We start from the raw sequence: 14,274 nt of genomic DNA, 5'->3' as shown, positions 1-14,274 counted from the left end.
CTCTATATCCCCAGCAAAATACTGATTTCTCTATTGTATCTAATCCAGTAAATTCGGACCCAAAAATCAACAGCCTGCTAGGCCATGAGATTGGCGATCACGTCCTCATGCAGCTGGGAGCATTCTTAAAGGACTTTCTTCGAGACAGTGACAAAATATTCAGAATCGGCGGAGAGGAATTTTTAATTCTGCTCTACAATACCGATGAAGCCAATAGCGTCGACATAGCAGAAAAAATACGAAAGGGTATTGAAAATCTTTCATTAATACCGGATCGTACGGTAACGGTCAGTATTGGTGTGGCCGGCCTGAGTTCAGTTACAGACTGGAAGCAGTGGATGAAGACCTGCGACAAGAATCTATATGAAGCCAAGAATAGCGGTCGTAACAGGGTAGCTGTTTGTAATGGATAGGAGGGGAATAAACGCTCATCCTTTTTCCAGGAAGGGATGGTCTGTAACCTGAACACCTTGCGGCCTTGTTGTGGCCCGATGGCTATCCGGTAGCTGACCGAACACCCCAATACCTGCTGCATGGGGTCTTCATCACCCTCCTCCAGGTTCAGGTAACTGTTCTCTTCATCTCTTTCAAGAATACCCTGTCGTTCCGGATATCCGGCAACTCGGTGGCTGATCGTATGCACCAGCTCTGTCAATTCCCGCTGGGCCGATGCGTTGGTACGATGAAAGCGGCTTTTACTCCAGGGTGTGATGGTGTAAACACTATCCAGAAATAGCATGTGAAAATGCACATTGAGGTTCAGTGCACTGCCGAATCTTTGAATCAACGTCACCGCACCGGTCTGCGCAGTTTTTCGGGTGAATCCCGCTTTTTGGATCAGTTGGGCCGAGAGGACCCGGTACACGACCCCCAGTATCCGACCCATCAGTTGCGGACGACTGGCGAACAGGAAACGGAGCTGAAACGGAAAGCTCAGCACCCATTGGCGGATCGGTTGTTCTGGTAAAACCTCATCGACCAGCAACGCCGTGCTTTCGGCCATACGCCGCGCTCCGCAGCTTGGACAGAAGCCTCTACGCTTGCAACTGAAGGCAACCAGGTGTTCATGATGGCACTCGCTGCACTGCACCCGCAGGAAGCCATGCTCCAGCCGACCACATTTGAGATACTCGGCAAATTCCTGTTGTACGTGCAACGGCAGGGGATTGTCCTGAGCAGCCATCACATCCCTGAACTGCGGGTAGTGTTAATACCATGAAAAATACCATGCTCAGAAATTTCTTCTAATCGATACGAGAATCACCGACTAGCACAGTAAATCACTTCTTCTCTAAACCAAATCCTGCCGGTTCGACAACGGCCAACTCATAACGAGTTGTTCTGCCACCACCCGGTAGCGGGACGATGATCCTTTTGGCAACCAGATCTGAAAGATCACGGCTGGCTGTTCGATTGGGGCACTTGGTTATCGCTTCATATTTTCTTGTCGTTATCCCGCCTTCAAAGCCCTTCCGGCCTTCAGCAAACACCCGAGATACCATTCTGGCCTGCCGGTCATTCAACTGGTCACCATAGGTTTCGTAGAAACGTGCCTTGGCCAGTACAAAATCCACTTCTTCTCTGGCAATTTCCTGTGCCTTGATGACCCTGTCGGCAAAGTAATCAAGCCAGGCATTAACGTCCAGGCTTCCACGGCTCGCTTTCTCCAGTTGCAGATAATAAGATTTTTTGCCTCCCTCTATCGCCGTGGCAAGACAAGCCGTGGTCGGATAGCCGAGAGACTGCGAAAGCGCATGATCAGCAATCGCCCTGCCGACTCGCCCGTTACCATCGTCGAAGGGATGGATCACTTCGAACCAGAGGTGTGCAATACCCGCTCTGGCAATCCCTGGTATTTTTGTATCCCTGTTTGAAGGGCTGGTCTGGTTATACCAGCCGATGAATCCCGTCATTTCGTCAGGCACCTGAGTCACTGGCGGGGCTTCGTAGTGAACTTTTTCACGACCGTAAGGCCCGCTCATTATTTGCATTGGCGAAGGATCGTTGCGGTATGCGCCTCGCAGAATAGGCGTATAGCGCTGTTCCGGGACAGCCATGGATTGCCACTTGCCCAGCAGATCGTGTGTCAGCGATGCGTGCCAGTTCTTACGAACGTCCACCAGCAGCGAAGCAGCCCCCGCCGCTTTCTGGTCTGAGTTGTCTGGTAGCGTATCCGATGTAATTAAAGAGAGTAGAGATGACCTGACCGATTCTCTATCCAGATCCTCGCCTTCAATGGCACTGGTTTTGATGGCTTCTGCAAGCATCAAATCGATCGTGGCATCCTCTTGGGACGCCATTGGCAGTGCCTCAAAGCGGCCAGCTAGACGCTCTGAGCTTATGCGAAATTCAAGTTCCCGGTCATCGAGCGCGCGATTGTCATAGTGAAAATCTGGCCAATCGGGCTGTTGCCATATCCATCTCATGGCGCGATTTTAGCACTTATTCACGCCATATTGTAGATTATTATTGGCGTGATTATAGGCCATAATCACGCCACACCCACTCGAGAAGAGAAATCTGAATGCCGTCAATACCATGACAGTACCAATTCGCCGCTCATGGTATCGCTGTTTTCTGATTTCAACACGCGGTATATACCATGAAAAATACCATGCTCAGAAAATCCTTCAAAATACTCGAAAAAATTGCCGATTGAACGCTTCCACACTGCCCCTAGGTGATGTCGCTTACCCAGCATTCAGCAGGTTCTGGAAAACAGCGACTTCCTCCATAATCTCCTCAAATGTTGGTACATCACCATAGAACATTTCCTGCTGCATACTTTTATAATCGGCCTGCCACGCGGGGAGATCGGCGGCTGAGGGTATCAGCTGCAGTTCCTTCGGATTTAGCGTCGAATAGTCGACCCACGTATAGCGGAAGAACACCTGACGATGCATGGCAATCCGATGGAATAGCCCAAGATCCCGGACAGACTCGTCACCCACTCCGGCCTGAATCATCCGGTAGAGGTCATAGTAATGGCGGGCCATCGATCGTCGCTGCTTTTTCTTGGCCTCTGGACGAAATGTCTCCTCATGCAGCAGCATTGCTTTTTCCAAGAAGGTGCGCTCTGGCCGTACTGCCCTCACCTCTGAACCTGGCTCGGCCAGTAATTCCGGGAAGGCTTCTCTGATATAGGGCGTGATCTCGACGGATGCAACAGGCTCTGTATCTGACCGGGCGCCCATCTCAATCTTTACAGCTCGACGAAGATAGGCGGCCTGCTCCGGGAAGGCCGTTGGATACAACAACAGCAAGGTCTGTTCATCGGGATCGTCGAGATCAGGCTCAAGCGACCATTCGAGTGTGTCCGGTAGATCTGATGAGATCGATTCGAAGAGTGTCGGTTGAATCTGGTCGCTGATACATTGCTGGCAGGCTTCTTTCAGCGCCTTGAGGCGCTTGGTCATCTGTTTCCTGCTGGGCGCCTGTTCCGGGGCATTCTCTCCACCAAAACCCAGGGCTCTCCTGTCGATAACGATATCGATAGCTTCGGAAAAACGTTCGATGAGATTCCAGCACTTGGATAACGACGTACCACCCTTAAACGTCAGATGTTTGTCCAATTCGGGCAGACTGAACAATTTGCCCAGCGTCCAACAAACCCAGAAGTCCTTTTCGACGGCAATCTCGAACAGATTCAGTTGTGCGCCCGTCTCCGTACAGACCAGCCGGCGACGTTCTTCCGACATCCCAATAAATTCTTTCATGCTGCGCTTTCCCGATCGGCCAGTGAACGAAAGATATCGGCGATCCAGGCTGGGGCATATCGAATATCCTTTACCAGTTGCTTGCGTGCATCGTCATCGAGCCGACGATCGAGCTGTGCGACGACTTGCTGATCGACGTTCTTCCTGCTCAGGTGGCGCAGTGCCTGGATCACCAACCCACTGATCTTTCCCGCAGTGGCCATATTGCGGGGAGTCGTGTGCTTCAGGATGATCTGACACTTGCCAACCTGGACAGTCCGTGAGCGACCATCCGTTAAATAAACAACCTTCATGGGGACTTGCTTGGAGAGTCCAAGCAAATTGGCTGCGTAGGCCCCGGGCCAGCTGGCGGATAAGGCCGCTGTCCCGATACCGCATCAGTGCAAGATCGACAGCCCGGCGGGTACCAAGATCCGTAAAACTGTCTGGCGTAAAGACCCAGCCCCGCTTGCGGCCCTGAATCCGGCGGAGGATCTTGCTGTTGGTACTGTCTGCGTGCTTGCCCATATATTTTGAAAGAAAAGTGTATATCTTTTTCTTTTAAAATAAAAGCGCTATTCAGAGCCTCGAAGTCTGTATGAGTGAGCGCGGGGTAAGGTCGGCGCAAAACAAGCAACGACACGCATCCCCTTCGTGGCTTGGTAGCCGGTCATGTCTTTAATGACCGGCGGGCTGAGGCCTTGCTCAAACAGGTAATGCTCAGCGCAGCTGATACCATGCCAGCATCAATTTACCTTTCATGGTATCGATGTTTTCTGCCTTGCTATGCGCAATAAATACCATTGATGATGTAGATTACATTATCAATTGGATTGTTTTTATTCTTATATTTCAATATGTTATAAATTCCAGTCACTCCCACTCAATAGTGGCAGGCGGCTTGCTGGAGATGTCATAGGCCACCCGGGATATACCCTGGACCTCATTGATGATTCGGCGTGACACCTCTTCGAGAAACTCGAATGGCAGATGGGCGAACTTGGCCGTCATGAAATCCACCGTCTTCACCGCTCTGAGGGTGACGACATACTCATAAGCCCTGGCATCCCCCACCACACCCACAGACTTGACCGGCAGGAAAACGGCGAAGGCCTGGCTGACTTCGTCATAGAGATTCTGTTTATAGAGTTCTTCGATGTAGATGTGATCGGCCTGCCGCAACAGATCGGCATACTCCTTGTTCACCTCGCCGAGGATGCGCACCCCAAGACCCGGTCCGGGAAAGGGGTGGCGGTAGATCATTTCGTAGGGCAGACCCAGTTCAACACCGATCTTGCGCACCTCGTCCTTGAACAGCTCGCGCAGAGGTTCAACCAGCGCCAGCTTCATATAGTCGGGCAGCCCCCCCACATTGTGGTGGGACTTGATGACATGGGCCTTGCCCGACTTGGCGCCCGCCGATTCGATCACATCGGGATAGATGGTGCCCTGGGCAAGAAAAGAGACATCTTCCAGCTTGCCGGCCTCCTCCTCGAAAATATCGATGAAGAGGTTACCGATAATCTTGCGTTTCTGTTCCGGTTCGGCAATCCCGCTCAACGCCTTGAGAAAGCGATCCTCCGCATCCACCCGGATCACCTTGACACCCATGTGCTCGGCGAAGGTGGCCATCACCTGGTCGCCCTCATTGAGGCGCAGCAGGCCGTTGTCGACAAACACGCAGGTCAGCTGATCGCCGATGGCACGATGCAGCATCGCCGCCACGACGGAGGAATCGACACCGCCGGAGAGACCCAGCACGACCTGCTTTTCACCAACCTGTTCACGCACATGGTGGAGGGTATCCTCGATGATCTTGCCCGGCGTCCACAACACCTCGCAACCGCAGATCTTGAACAGAAAGCGTTCGATGATGCGTTGGCCCTGGCGGGTATGGGTCACTTCGGGATGGAACTGCAGACCATAGTAGTCACGGGATTCATCGGCGATACCGGCGATGGGTGCATTCTCCGTCTCGCAGATCACCCTGAATCCCTCGGGAAGGGACTCCACGCGATCGCCATGACTCATCCAGACATCCAGCAAGCCATATCCCTCTTTGCTGGTATGGTCCTCGATATCCTTGAGCAGTCGGGAGTGGCCTCTGGCGCGCACCTGGGCGTAACCATACTCATGCCTGTCTGACGATGCCACCTCGCCACCAAGTTGAGCCGCCATGGTCTGCATGCCGTAGCAGATCCCCAATACCGGCACGCCAAGCTCGAATACCTCGTTTGGCGCCGCCGGCGCCTCATCGGCGGTTACCGTCTCCGGACCCCCAGAGAGGATGACACCGGCCGGTTTCACGCCGCTTAATCCCTGATCGGGATTGTCGTAGGGATAGATCTCGCAATAGACACCCGCCTCGCGCACACGGCGGGCGATCAACTGGGTATATTGGGAGCCGAAATCGAGGATCAGGATCCGATGGGCATGGATATCAGTCGTCATGTCAATCGCGCCGATAGTTGGGGGCTTCTTTGGTGATGGCCACGTCATGGACGTGGGACTCGGTAACCCCCGCATTGGTGACCCTCACGAACACCGGCTTGGTACGCATCTCGTCGATGTTGGCACAGCCTGTATAGCCCATGCTGGAGCGGATACCGCCGATCACCTGATAGATGACACCGACCACAGGCCCCTTGTAGGGAACCCGGCCCTCGATACCCTCCGGCACCAGTTTCTCTTTTTCATTGGTCTCCTGGAAATAGCGGTCGCTGGAGCCATCCTTACCGGACATGGCGCCCAGTGAACCCATACCCCGATAGGATTTGTAGGAACGGCCCTGGTAGATCTCCACCTCGCCGGGAGCCTCGTCGGTGCCGGCAAACATGCCTCCGATCATGACCGAATAGGCGCCTGCAGCCAGGACCTTGGCGATATCCCCTGAGTAGCGCAGGCCGCCATCGGCAATCAGCGGCACGCCGGTACCTTCAAGGGCCTTGGCAACGTTCGTTACCGCAGTCACCTGGGGTACACCCACCCCGGCAACGATGCGTGTGGTACAGATGGAACCGGGACCTATTCCCACCTTGACCGCATCCGCGCCCGCCTTGACCAGGTCGTTGGCGGCTTCCCCGGTGGCTATATTACCGCCGATCACCTGCACATCGGGATACTCCTTCTTAACCCAGGCAACCCGGTCGAGCACGCCCTGGGAGTGGCCGTGGGCGGTATCCACCACCACCACATCGACACCGGCCCTGACCAGCGCATCCACCCGCTCCTCGGTACCCGCGCCGACACCCACCGCGGCGCCTACTCTGAGACGTTCATGTTCATCGCGACAGGCGCCGGGATAGTCCTTGGCCTTCTGAATATCCTTTGCCGTAATCATGCCGCGCAGCGAGAAATCGTCATCCACCACAAGCACTTTCTCGATACGGTTTTTATGCAGTAGTTGCAGTACCTCGTCGCGACTTGCACCTTCCTTGACCGTAACCAAATTCTCCTTTTTAGTCATAATGTTGCGTACCGGATCATCCATCTTTCGCTCGAAACGCAGATCCCGTCCAGTGACAATGCCGACCAACTCTTTACCGTCCACGACCGGTACCCCGGAGATATTTCTCGCCCGGGTCAGCTCGACAACCTCGCCAATACTGACATAGGGTCCAACCGTTATGGGCTCACGAATGACGCCGCTCTCGTATTTCTTGACCTTGGCGACCTCTGCGGCCTGCTGCTGGGGGGTCATATTTTTGTGCACGATGCCTATTCCCCCTTCCAGGGCCAGTGCAATGGCGAAACGGGCCTCGGTCACGGTATCCATGGCAGCGGAAACCAGGGGGATACTGAGCTCAATCCCACGGGTCAGCTTGGTCCGTAGATCTACATCTTTAGGGAGTACCTGAGAGTGGGCCGGTACCAGAAGTACATCGTCGAATGTGAGGGCTTCCTCGATTACACGCATAGCATTTATTCCGGCAGGTGGGGTGAAATAAACCGGGCATTATAGGAGGTGCCGGTTGGCCGGTAAACCGTTAACCATAAATATCCTATAAATCAGAAATATAGAGTCTCGATAAAACGCTATCGCGAGCCTAGCGATCTACCCCTCACTACGCATCGTCTGACGGACTCCGTGCGGCGCAAGGTTGGGCAGGAACCGAAAAGGTAATGAGGCTTCAGCAACATGAAATATTACCCAACATTCGGTTATCAAAGCGCTATGCTTCTGGTAAGGACTGTTTTTCACCGGAACTGCGACTATGCGGAGACGAGCTGTCAATACTATTGGAAGGTATTTCCTGCTCTTTTCAATCCTTTTAGTAGAAGTCATTCAAGCCGATCAATCGGCTACTTTGTTAAAAGTCGGCATCTATAACAATCCACCCCTCGTCACTGTCAATCAGACCGGGAGTCCCGGTGGTCTATTCATAGAGACCCTCAACGACATCGCTTCCAAGGAGGGCTGGAAACTGCATTACGTAACCGGCACCTGGAGCGAAAATCTGCAGCGCCTCGCCAACGGCAGGATCGACCTGCTGCCGGCCATAGCAATCAATACAGACAGACAACAACAGTTTTTGTTCATCGAACAAGGACTGGTCAGTAATTGGGAGCAGATTTTCATTCCTGAAACGTCACCGGTCAAGTCGTTTCCGGACCTGGACGGAAAGCGTATCGCCGTGTTGCGGGATGATGTGTATATCACGGGTGCGGGCGGTCTTGAATCCCTGTGCGAGTCGTTCCTCATTACCTGTGATCTCATCGAATACGACACCTATGACAGGGTCCTGCGCGCCGTCTCTCTAGGCAACGCGGACGCCGGCCTGGTCAACCGCCTGTTTGGCGCTACACGGGGTCATATCTACCCTGCCATCGCCAGCCCCATTGTACTGATGCCTCAGGATATTCGTCTTGCCATATCGCGAAAATCACCCAGCGCCGAATATATCAAGAAACGGCTGGAATACCATTTAGCGATCATGAAAATTGATGACCGTTCAGCCTACCAACAAAACCTGAGCAGCTTATTCGAGCCGGAAACAACCATAGAAGAGAAGATACCGACCTGGGTATTGCAGGTGCTCCTGATGAGCAGTCTTGTGATCATCGCACTGTTTATCTTGGCGCAGATCCTTAGCCTGAAACACAGCCGTAAGAGTCAAAAACTGATTACCCAGGAGGCGCAGTATCGACAGTTCTTCAACGGCGTTGCCATTGCGCTCTGTGAGGGTGACAGCTCGAGGGCCCTGATCAAACTGCAGGAACTCACCGACTCAGGCGTGAAGGATATCCGCAGTTATTTAGACAACCATCCACAGGAGCTTGCTGAATATATTCAGCTGATCCGCATCGTGAACGCAAACCCGGCTACCCTGCGGCTTTTCGCCGTCGACACTTTGTATGAACTGCAACATTGGCTGCCGGACAGCTACACGCCTGATGTATTCACCGCATTGAAGGAGTTTCTCATCGCAAGCAGCGAAAAAAAGCGGCTATTCACTGCGGAGATCTCCATGCTTGCAGCCGACGGCAGACCGATTCAGCTGTTGATCTCTTTTCCTCTCTCCCGCACCGTTGACGAGGCTCGCCGTATTCCTGTCTCGATCATGGACATCAGTCTGCAACGGGATACGGAAAGACAACTCTCCCTGGTCATCAAAGGCGCCACGCTGGGCTTCTGGGATTGGAACCTGACCACAAACGAGTTGACGGTGAACAGCAGATGGATGGATATGCTGGGATTGTTGCCGGGTGACCTGAAAGGCAATATCGAGGATTGGCGTGGCCGCCTACACCCAGCGGATAGAGAGCGGGTGATGCCAATCATTATGCAGCATATCGAGGATGGCATTCCCTACAATGTGGAGTTTCGAATGCGCCACAGCGATGGCCGCTGGATATGGATCGAGGGTTCCGGCGGCGCCGTGGAACATGAACCGAGCAGCAACCGCCCCACTCGCGTCTGCGGCACCCATCAGGATATCTCTGATCGAAAGCGGGCAGCCGATACCATGCATACGTTAATGCGCAGTATGGTGGGCATTACCGACGGTGATTTCTTCAAGCATGTCGCACAGGAACTTTGCCGCTGGTTCGATGCCGATGGAGCTAATATCGGCGAGTTGATCGGTAACGACCGTATCAAAGCCCTGGCAACCATTGTCAACAACAAATCCATTGATGATTTTGAATACACACTGGCAGGAACGCCCTGCGATGTCGTGATCAAAGATAGCGCCCAGCTCTACACTCAGGGGGTGCAGGACCTGTTTCCCGGCGACGAAAATCTGGTCTTACTGAAGGCTCAGGGCTATGCCGGCACACCTATCAAGGATCGTACAGGCAGGGTAACAGGTATCGTCTGGGTTACATCCAGCAAACCCTTGTTCATGGAACATGAATGGATGGATGTGATGGATATTATCGCCGCCCGGGTGAGTGCCGAGATCGAACGCATGCACGCAATGGACCGACTGGAACACCAGGCCACATTCGATGCGCTTACCGAACTGCCGAATAGACGCTTACTGCTGGATCGCCTCAGTCAGGCAAGGGCTCGCTGCCTGCGACACAACCACCGTGGGGCGGTCATGTTTATGGACCTGGACCATTTCAAGACTATTAACGACTCCTTGGGACACAATATCGGAGATCTACTACTGCGGGAGGTGGCCATTAGATTGACTGAGCAGATCCGCGATGAAGATACTGCCTCCCGACTCGGAGGTGACGAATTCGTGGTGCTGTTTTCTGAATTGAGCGGGGACCCTCAACTCGCGGCGCAGCAGGCCCAACAAGGTGCGAATAAGATTCTCAGGACCATTTCGGAGCCGTATACCATCAGCGGTAACGAACTTCATATCACGCCCAGTATCGGTATCGTGATTTTCCCGATGAACAATGAAACCGCTGACGATATCCTCAAATTTGCCGATACTGCGATGTACCGGGCCAAAGATGCCGGTCGCAATACCATCCGCTTCTTTCTTCCGGGGATGCAGCAGGCGGCAGAGGAACATCTGCGTCTGCAGCACGACCTCAGGCTGGCACTGGCAAACAACCAGTTACTTCTCCATTTCCAGCCCCAGTACAACAGCGAGGATGAATTGGTGAGCGCTGAAGCGCTGTTGCGCTGGGACCATCCACAACAGGGTGAAATCAAACCCAATATCATTCTTCCCGCGGCCGAGGAGTCGGGACAGATCCTGCCGATCAGCGAGTGGGTGCTGAGACATGCCCTGATGCTGAGCAAACCATGGGTGCAGGAACCGAATAATCTCAAACGCATTGCAGTCAACATCAACGCTATACATTTTCACCAGGTCAGTTTTACCGATCAGGTCAAGACTATTCTGAGGGAGACCTCATTCAGCCCGAACAGGCTGACCCTGGAAATCCATGAAAACACCCTGGCGGAAAACCTTGATGAGGCGAAACAGAAGATACTCGCATTAAAGCAGCTTGGGGTCAGATTTTGTATCGACAGTTTTGGAACAGGCTATGCTTCTATCGCCTACTTGAGACAGTTGCCACTGGATGAACTGAAGATCGACCGTAGTTTCATCAGGGATATCACCAGCGACCACAAAGACGCCAAACTGGTACAGACAATCATTACCATCGCTCATCAGATGGAGATCGAAGCTGTTGCAGTCGGCGTCGAAACAGAGCAACAATTGCAATTTCTGCGTGACAACGGCTGCAGGATATTTCAAGGTTATTACTTTGACCGTCCGTTACAACCGGAAGCGTTTGAATCCAGCCTGAAGAAACAGCCAGCTTGAATACGACAATCAGCGACATTCCCCAGAGAGATATCTATACGGTTTCCCGCCTGGTACGTGAAACACGTTCGGTACTCGAGAACAGCTTTCCGCTGATCTGGATCAGTGGCGAGATCTCCAACCTGGCCCAACCGGCCTCCGGGCATATCTATTTCAGCCTCAAGGATGAGATCGCCCAGGTTCGCTGCGCCATGTTCCGCATGAAGCGCCAGCGACTGCGTTTTCAACCGGAGAACGGGCAGCAGGTCATGTTGCGCGCCAAGGTAAGCTTGTACGAAGCACGCGGCGAGTTCCAGCTGATCGCGGAACATATGGAACCAGCAGGCGAAGGGGCCTTGCGACTTGCCTTTGAGCAGCTCAAGCAGAAACTTGCAGCGGAAGGCCTGTTCGATGCTGCTCACAAACAAACCATTCCCGGCATGCCAGGACAGGTCGGTATTATCACTTCACCGAGCGGCGCTGCGATTCGGGATCTGCTCACCGTGTTGAAGAGACGCTTTCCCGCATTGCCTGTGGTCATCTATCCGGTCCAGGTCCAGGGTGAAGGGGCGGCGGAACAGATGGTACATATGCTGCAACTGGCCAATCAGCGTAATGAATGCGATGTATTGATCCTGAGTCGCGGTGGCGGATCGCTGGAGGACCTGCAGGCATTCAACGACGAAAGTCTTGCCCGTGCCATTCATGCATCCAGGATTCCACTGGTCAGCGGTATCGGCCATGAAATCGACTTCACCATCGCCGACTTTGTCGCCGACCAACGGGCACCCACGCCATCGGCGGCGGCTGAACTGGTATCTCCCGACCGGGCAGCCTGGCTGAGGCAGCTGCACCAGCTAGGCCAGCGTCTCAGATTGATTCAGACGAGTCGTTTACGACATCACCAGGAGCAGCTCTCAACACTCCGGAACCGTCTCCTCAGGCAACACCCGAGCCAACGCCTGCTGCAACGCGCTCAACGGCTTGACGAACTGAACCAGCGCCTCAGACAAGCCCAGCAGCTCTACCTCGTTAACTTGCAACACAGATTGGAAAAGCTGTGGTCCAGCCTCACGCGCCTTTCCCCGCAACAACGTATCGAGAATCGGCGTCACCACTATCAGCTATTCGCGGAAAGGCTGCAACGCGCCATGGAGCGTAGGCTAATGGATAAGCGAACGGTATTGAACCAACTGGCAAGGGACCTGCACACCCTCAGCCCACTGAATACCCTGAGCCGGGGCTATGCCATCGTCAGCCGTGAAGAGGATGGCCATATCCTTCGCGCCAGCAGCGAAGTCGAGAGAGGTGACCGGGTAAATGCCAGACTCAGCCAAGGCAGCCTTGTATGTCGGGTCGAAGATATCAACCCGGCAGCGAAAAAAGAGTCATAACTCGTCAGAGCGGATCACCATCATCTTCTCAATCTGCATATCACGCATGGTATGGGGTATGCCGCCAACGCCCATACCTGACTGGCGCAAGCCCGCAAAAGGCATCCAGTCGACACGAAAGGCAGTGAAATCATTGATCATCACCGCCGATGCATGCAAGCGTTTATAACCCCGCAGCGATCGCTGCAGATTATTGCTGAAGACCGCCGCCTGGAAGGCGAAGGGTAAGGCATTGGCCTGATCAATGGCCAGATCCATATCATCATAGGCATAGACACAAACCACCGGTCCGAAGACTTCCTGGGTACTCACCTTTGCGTCCGCCGGTGGATTGTAGAGCACTGTCGGCTGATAACAGGTTTCCGACAAGGGTTGACCGCCACAGATCAGTTCAGCGCCCTGTTCAATCGCCTCGCTGACCCAGGCATGGATCCGCTCCACTTCACGGGGCCGGATCAGCGGACCTATGGCTGTCTCCTCGAGTGTCGGGTCGCCCACTCGCATACTGTTTCCTTCAGTTGCCAGACCATCCGCGATACGGCGCGCAATCGACTGATCGGCGAACACCCTCTGCACGGACACGCACACCTGTCCGGCATGGTAGAAGGCGCCCTTGGCAAGCAGCGGTAGGGCATCGTCGAGATCGGCATCGGCTTCAACAATCACCGGAGCAAGGCCACCATGTTCGAGCGCGCATCTCGTACCTGGCGCCAAATGGGATCGCAAATGCCAACCCACCCTCGCACTGCCGATGAAACTGAAGAAATCGACCCGGGGATCGGTCACCAACTTTCCTGCAACCTCCAGATCCGCGGTGACCAGCGCCTGCGCCCATGCCGCCGGCAGGCCCGCTTCTCTGAGTATCTCGATGAATCGCATACAGGAGAGCGGGGTATCCTCGGCCGGCTTGATGATCACGGGACAGCCGGTGGCAACCGCCGGCGCGACTTGATGCACAATCAGGTTGAGGGGATGGTTGAAGGCACTGACGGCCACCACCACCCCAATCGGCTCCCGGTGGGTGAATGCGACCCGTCCGCTGGATGCAGGATTGACCCCCATGGGGATCTCCTCGCCGGCCTCGGTGCGCAGAGTCTCGATGCAGATTGCAATACCATCGATGGCACGCGCCACTTCGATACGTGAATCGATGAGGGGCTTGCCGCCCTCTCTTGCCGCTTCCAGTGCCAGTGACTCAGCCCTTTCGGTCATCAGCTCGGCGGTTCGCCTCAGGATTGCAATCCGATCCGACAACGCCAGCCATCCATCGCGTTCATCAAACAGATTACGCGCAACAGTCAAGGCCTGCTCCACACCACCCTCATCCACGGTGTCGATGGTCGCGATCGGAGCCAGATCGAATGGCGCGGTCACCTGCATTCGTCCAGCGGATTCGATCCCGGCAGCGATCATATGGGGGTAGTGGTTCAATGGGGACATCGAGACCTCCTTGACAGCAGGAATTGC

The 14,274-nt window shown here is 54.2% G+C and carries 9 protein-coding genes and 1 pseudogene; 3 read left to right on the top strand and 7 right to left on the bottom strand.

Annotated features, from left to right (window positions below):
* Positions 1–32: 32 nt before the first annotated feature.
* Positions 33–413, top strand: coding sequence for a GGDEF domain-containing protein (locus tag CODIS_RS21710; RefSeq protein ID WP_417903656.1), 381 nt, complete (start codon positions 33–35; stop codon positions 411–413).
* Positions 414–442: 29 nt separating this feature from the next.
* Here CODIS_RS21710 and CODIS_RS08965 read toward each other — a convergent pair.
* From CODIS_RS08965 to guaB, 6 genes and pseudogenes are all read right to left on the bottom strand, one after another.
* Positions 443–1,207 (bottom strand): annotated as a pseudogene (locus tag CODIS_RS08965) (transposase zinc-binding domain-containing protein); the annotation flags it as partial.
* 73 nt (positions 1,208–1,280) lie between these two features.
* Positions 1,281–2,426 (bottom strand): Fic family protein, encoded by a 1,146-nt coding sequence (locus CODIS_RS08960; RefSeq protein ID WP_069124113.1) that lies wholly within the window; start codon positions 2,424–2,426, stop codon positions 1,281–1,283.
* A 264-nt stretch (positions 2,427–2,690) separates the two neighbouring features.
* The gene (locus CODIS_RS08955) at positions 2,691–3,716 is read right to left on the bottom strand and encodes a nucleotidyl transferase AbiEii/AbiGii toxin family protein (protein WP_083220647.1); all 1,026 of its coding nucleotides are present in this window, start codon (positions 3,714–3,716) and stop codon (positions 2,691–2,693) included.
* The gene (locus CODIS_RS21365) at positions 3,713–4,087 is read right to left on the bottom strand and encodes a DUF6088 family protein (protein WP_305782098.1); all 375 of its coding nucleotides are present in this window, start codon (positions 4,085–4,087) and stop codon (positions 3,713–3,715) included. The genes CODIS_RS08955 and CODIS_RS21365 overlap by 4 nt, the downstream gene beginning before the upstream one ends.
* A gap of 481 nt (positions 4,088–4,568) precedes the next feature.
* The gene (guaA, locus tag CODIS_RS08945) at positions 4,569–6,146 is read right to left on the bottom strand and encodes a glutamine-hydrolyzing GMP synthase (protein ID WP_069124110.1); all 1,578 of its coding nucleotides are present in this window, start codon (positions 6,144–6,146) and stop codon (positions 4,569–4,571) included.
* A 1-nt stretch (position 6,147) separates the two neighbouring features.
* On the bottom strand, positions 6,148–7,611 hold the full coding sequence (guaB, locus tag CODIS_RS08940) for an IMP dehydrogenase (RefSeq protein ID WP_069124107.1): 1,464 nt from the start codon (positions 7,609–7,611) through the stop codon (positions 6,148–6,150).
* A 298-nt stretch (positions 7,612–7,909) separates the two neighbouring features.
* Here guaB and CODIS_RS08935 point away from each other — a divergent pair, with 298 nt between their 5' ends.
* Positions 7,910–11,434 (top strand): EAL domain-containing protein, encoded by a 3,525-nt coding sequence (locus CODIS_RS08935; protein WP_083220646.1) that lies wholly within the window; start codon positions 7,910–7,912, stop codon positions 11,432–11,434.
* Entirely contained in the window at positions 11,431–12,807 is a 1,377-nt protein-coding gene (gene xseA, locus CODIS_RS08930; RefSeq protein WP_069124101.1) for an exodeoxyribonuclease VII large subunit, read from the top strand. The genes CODIS_RS08935 and xseA overlap by 4 nt, the downstream gene beginning before the upstream one ends.
* On the opposite strand, the gene CODIS_RS08925 is transcribed toward xseA, so the two are convergent.
* Entirely contained in the window at positions 12,802–14,247 is a 1,446-nt protein-coding gene (locus CODIS_RS08925; RefSeq protein ID WP_069124100.1) for an aldehyde dehydrogenase family protein, read from the bottom strand. The two genes, xseA and CODIS_RS08925, sit on opposite strands and share 6 nt — an antisense overlap.
* Positions 14,248–14,274 lie beyond the last annotated feature (27 nt).

Origin of the sequence: Candidatus Thiodiazotropha endolucinida (assembly GCF_001715975.1) — a bacterium.
Lineage (GTDB): Bacteria > Pseudomonadota > Gammaproteobacteria > Chromatiales > Chromatiaceae > Thiodiazotropha > Thiodiazotropha endolucinida.
This window is presented reverse-complemented; position numbering and strand designations above follow the sequence as displayed.

Coding starts and splice junctions, on each gene's coding strand:
- CODIS_RS08935 (WP_083220646.1), top strand. CDS start 7,910: ATGCGGAGACGAGCTGTCAATACTATTGGAAGGTATTTCCTGCTCTTT.
- CODIS_RS08960 (WP_069124113.1), bottom strand. CDS start 2,426: ATGAGATGGATATGGCAACAGCCCGATTGGCCAGATTTTCACTATGAC.
- CODIS_RS08925 (WP_069124100.1), bottom strand. CDS start 14,247: ATGTCCCCATTGAACCACTACCCCCATATGATCGCTGCCGGGATCGAA.
- guaB (WP_069124107.1), bottom strand. CDS start 7,611: ATGCGTGTAATCGAGGAAGCCCTCACATTCGACGATGTACTTCTGGTA.
- CODIS_RS08955 (WP_083220647.1), bottom strand. CDS start 3,716: ATGAAAGAATTTATTGGGATGTCGGAAGAACGTCGCCGGCTGGTCTGT.
- guaA (WP_069124110.1), bottom strand. CDS start 6,146: ATGACGACTGATATCCATGCCCATCGGATCCTGATCCTCGATTTCGGC.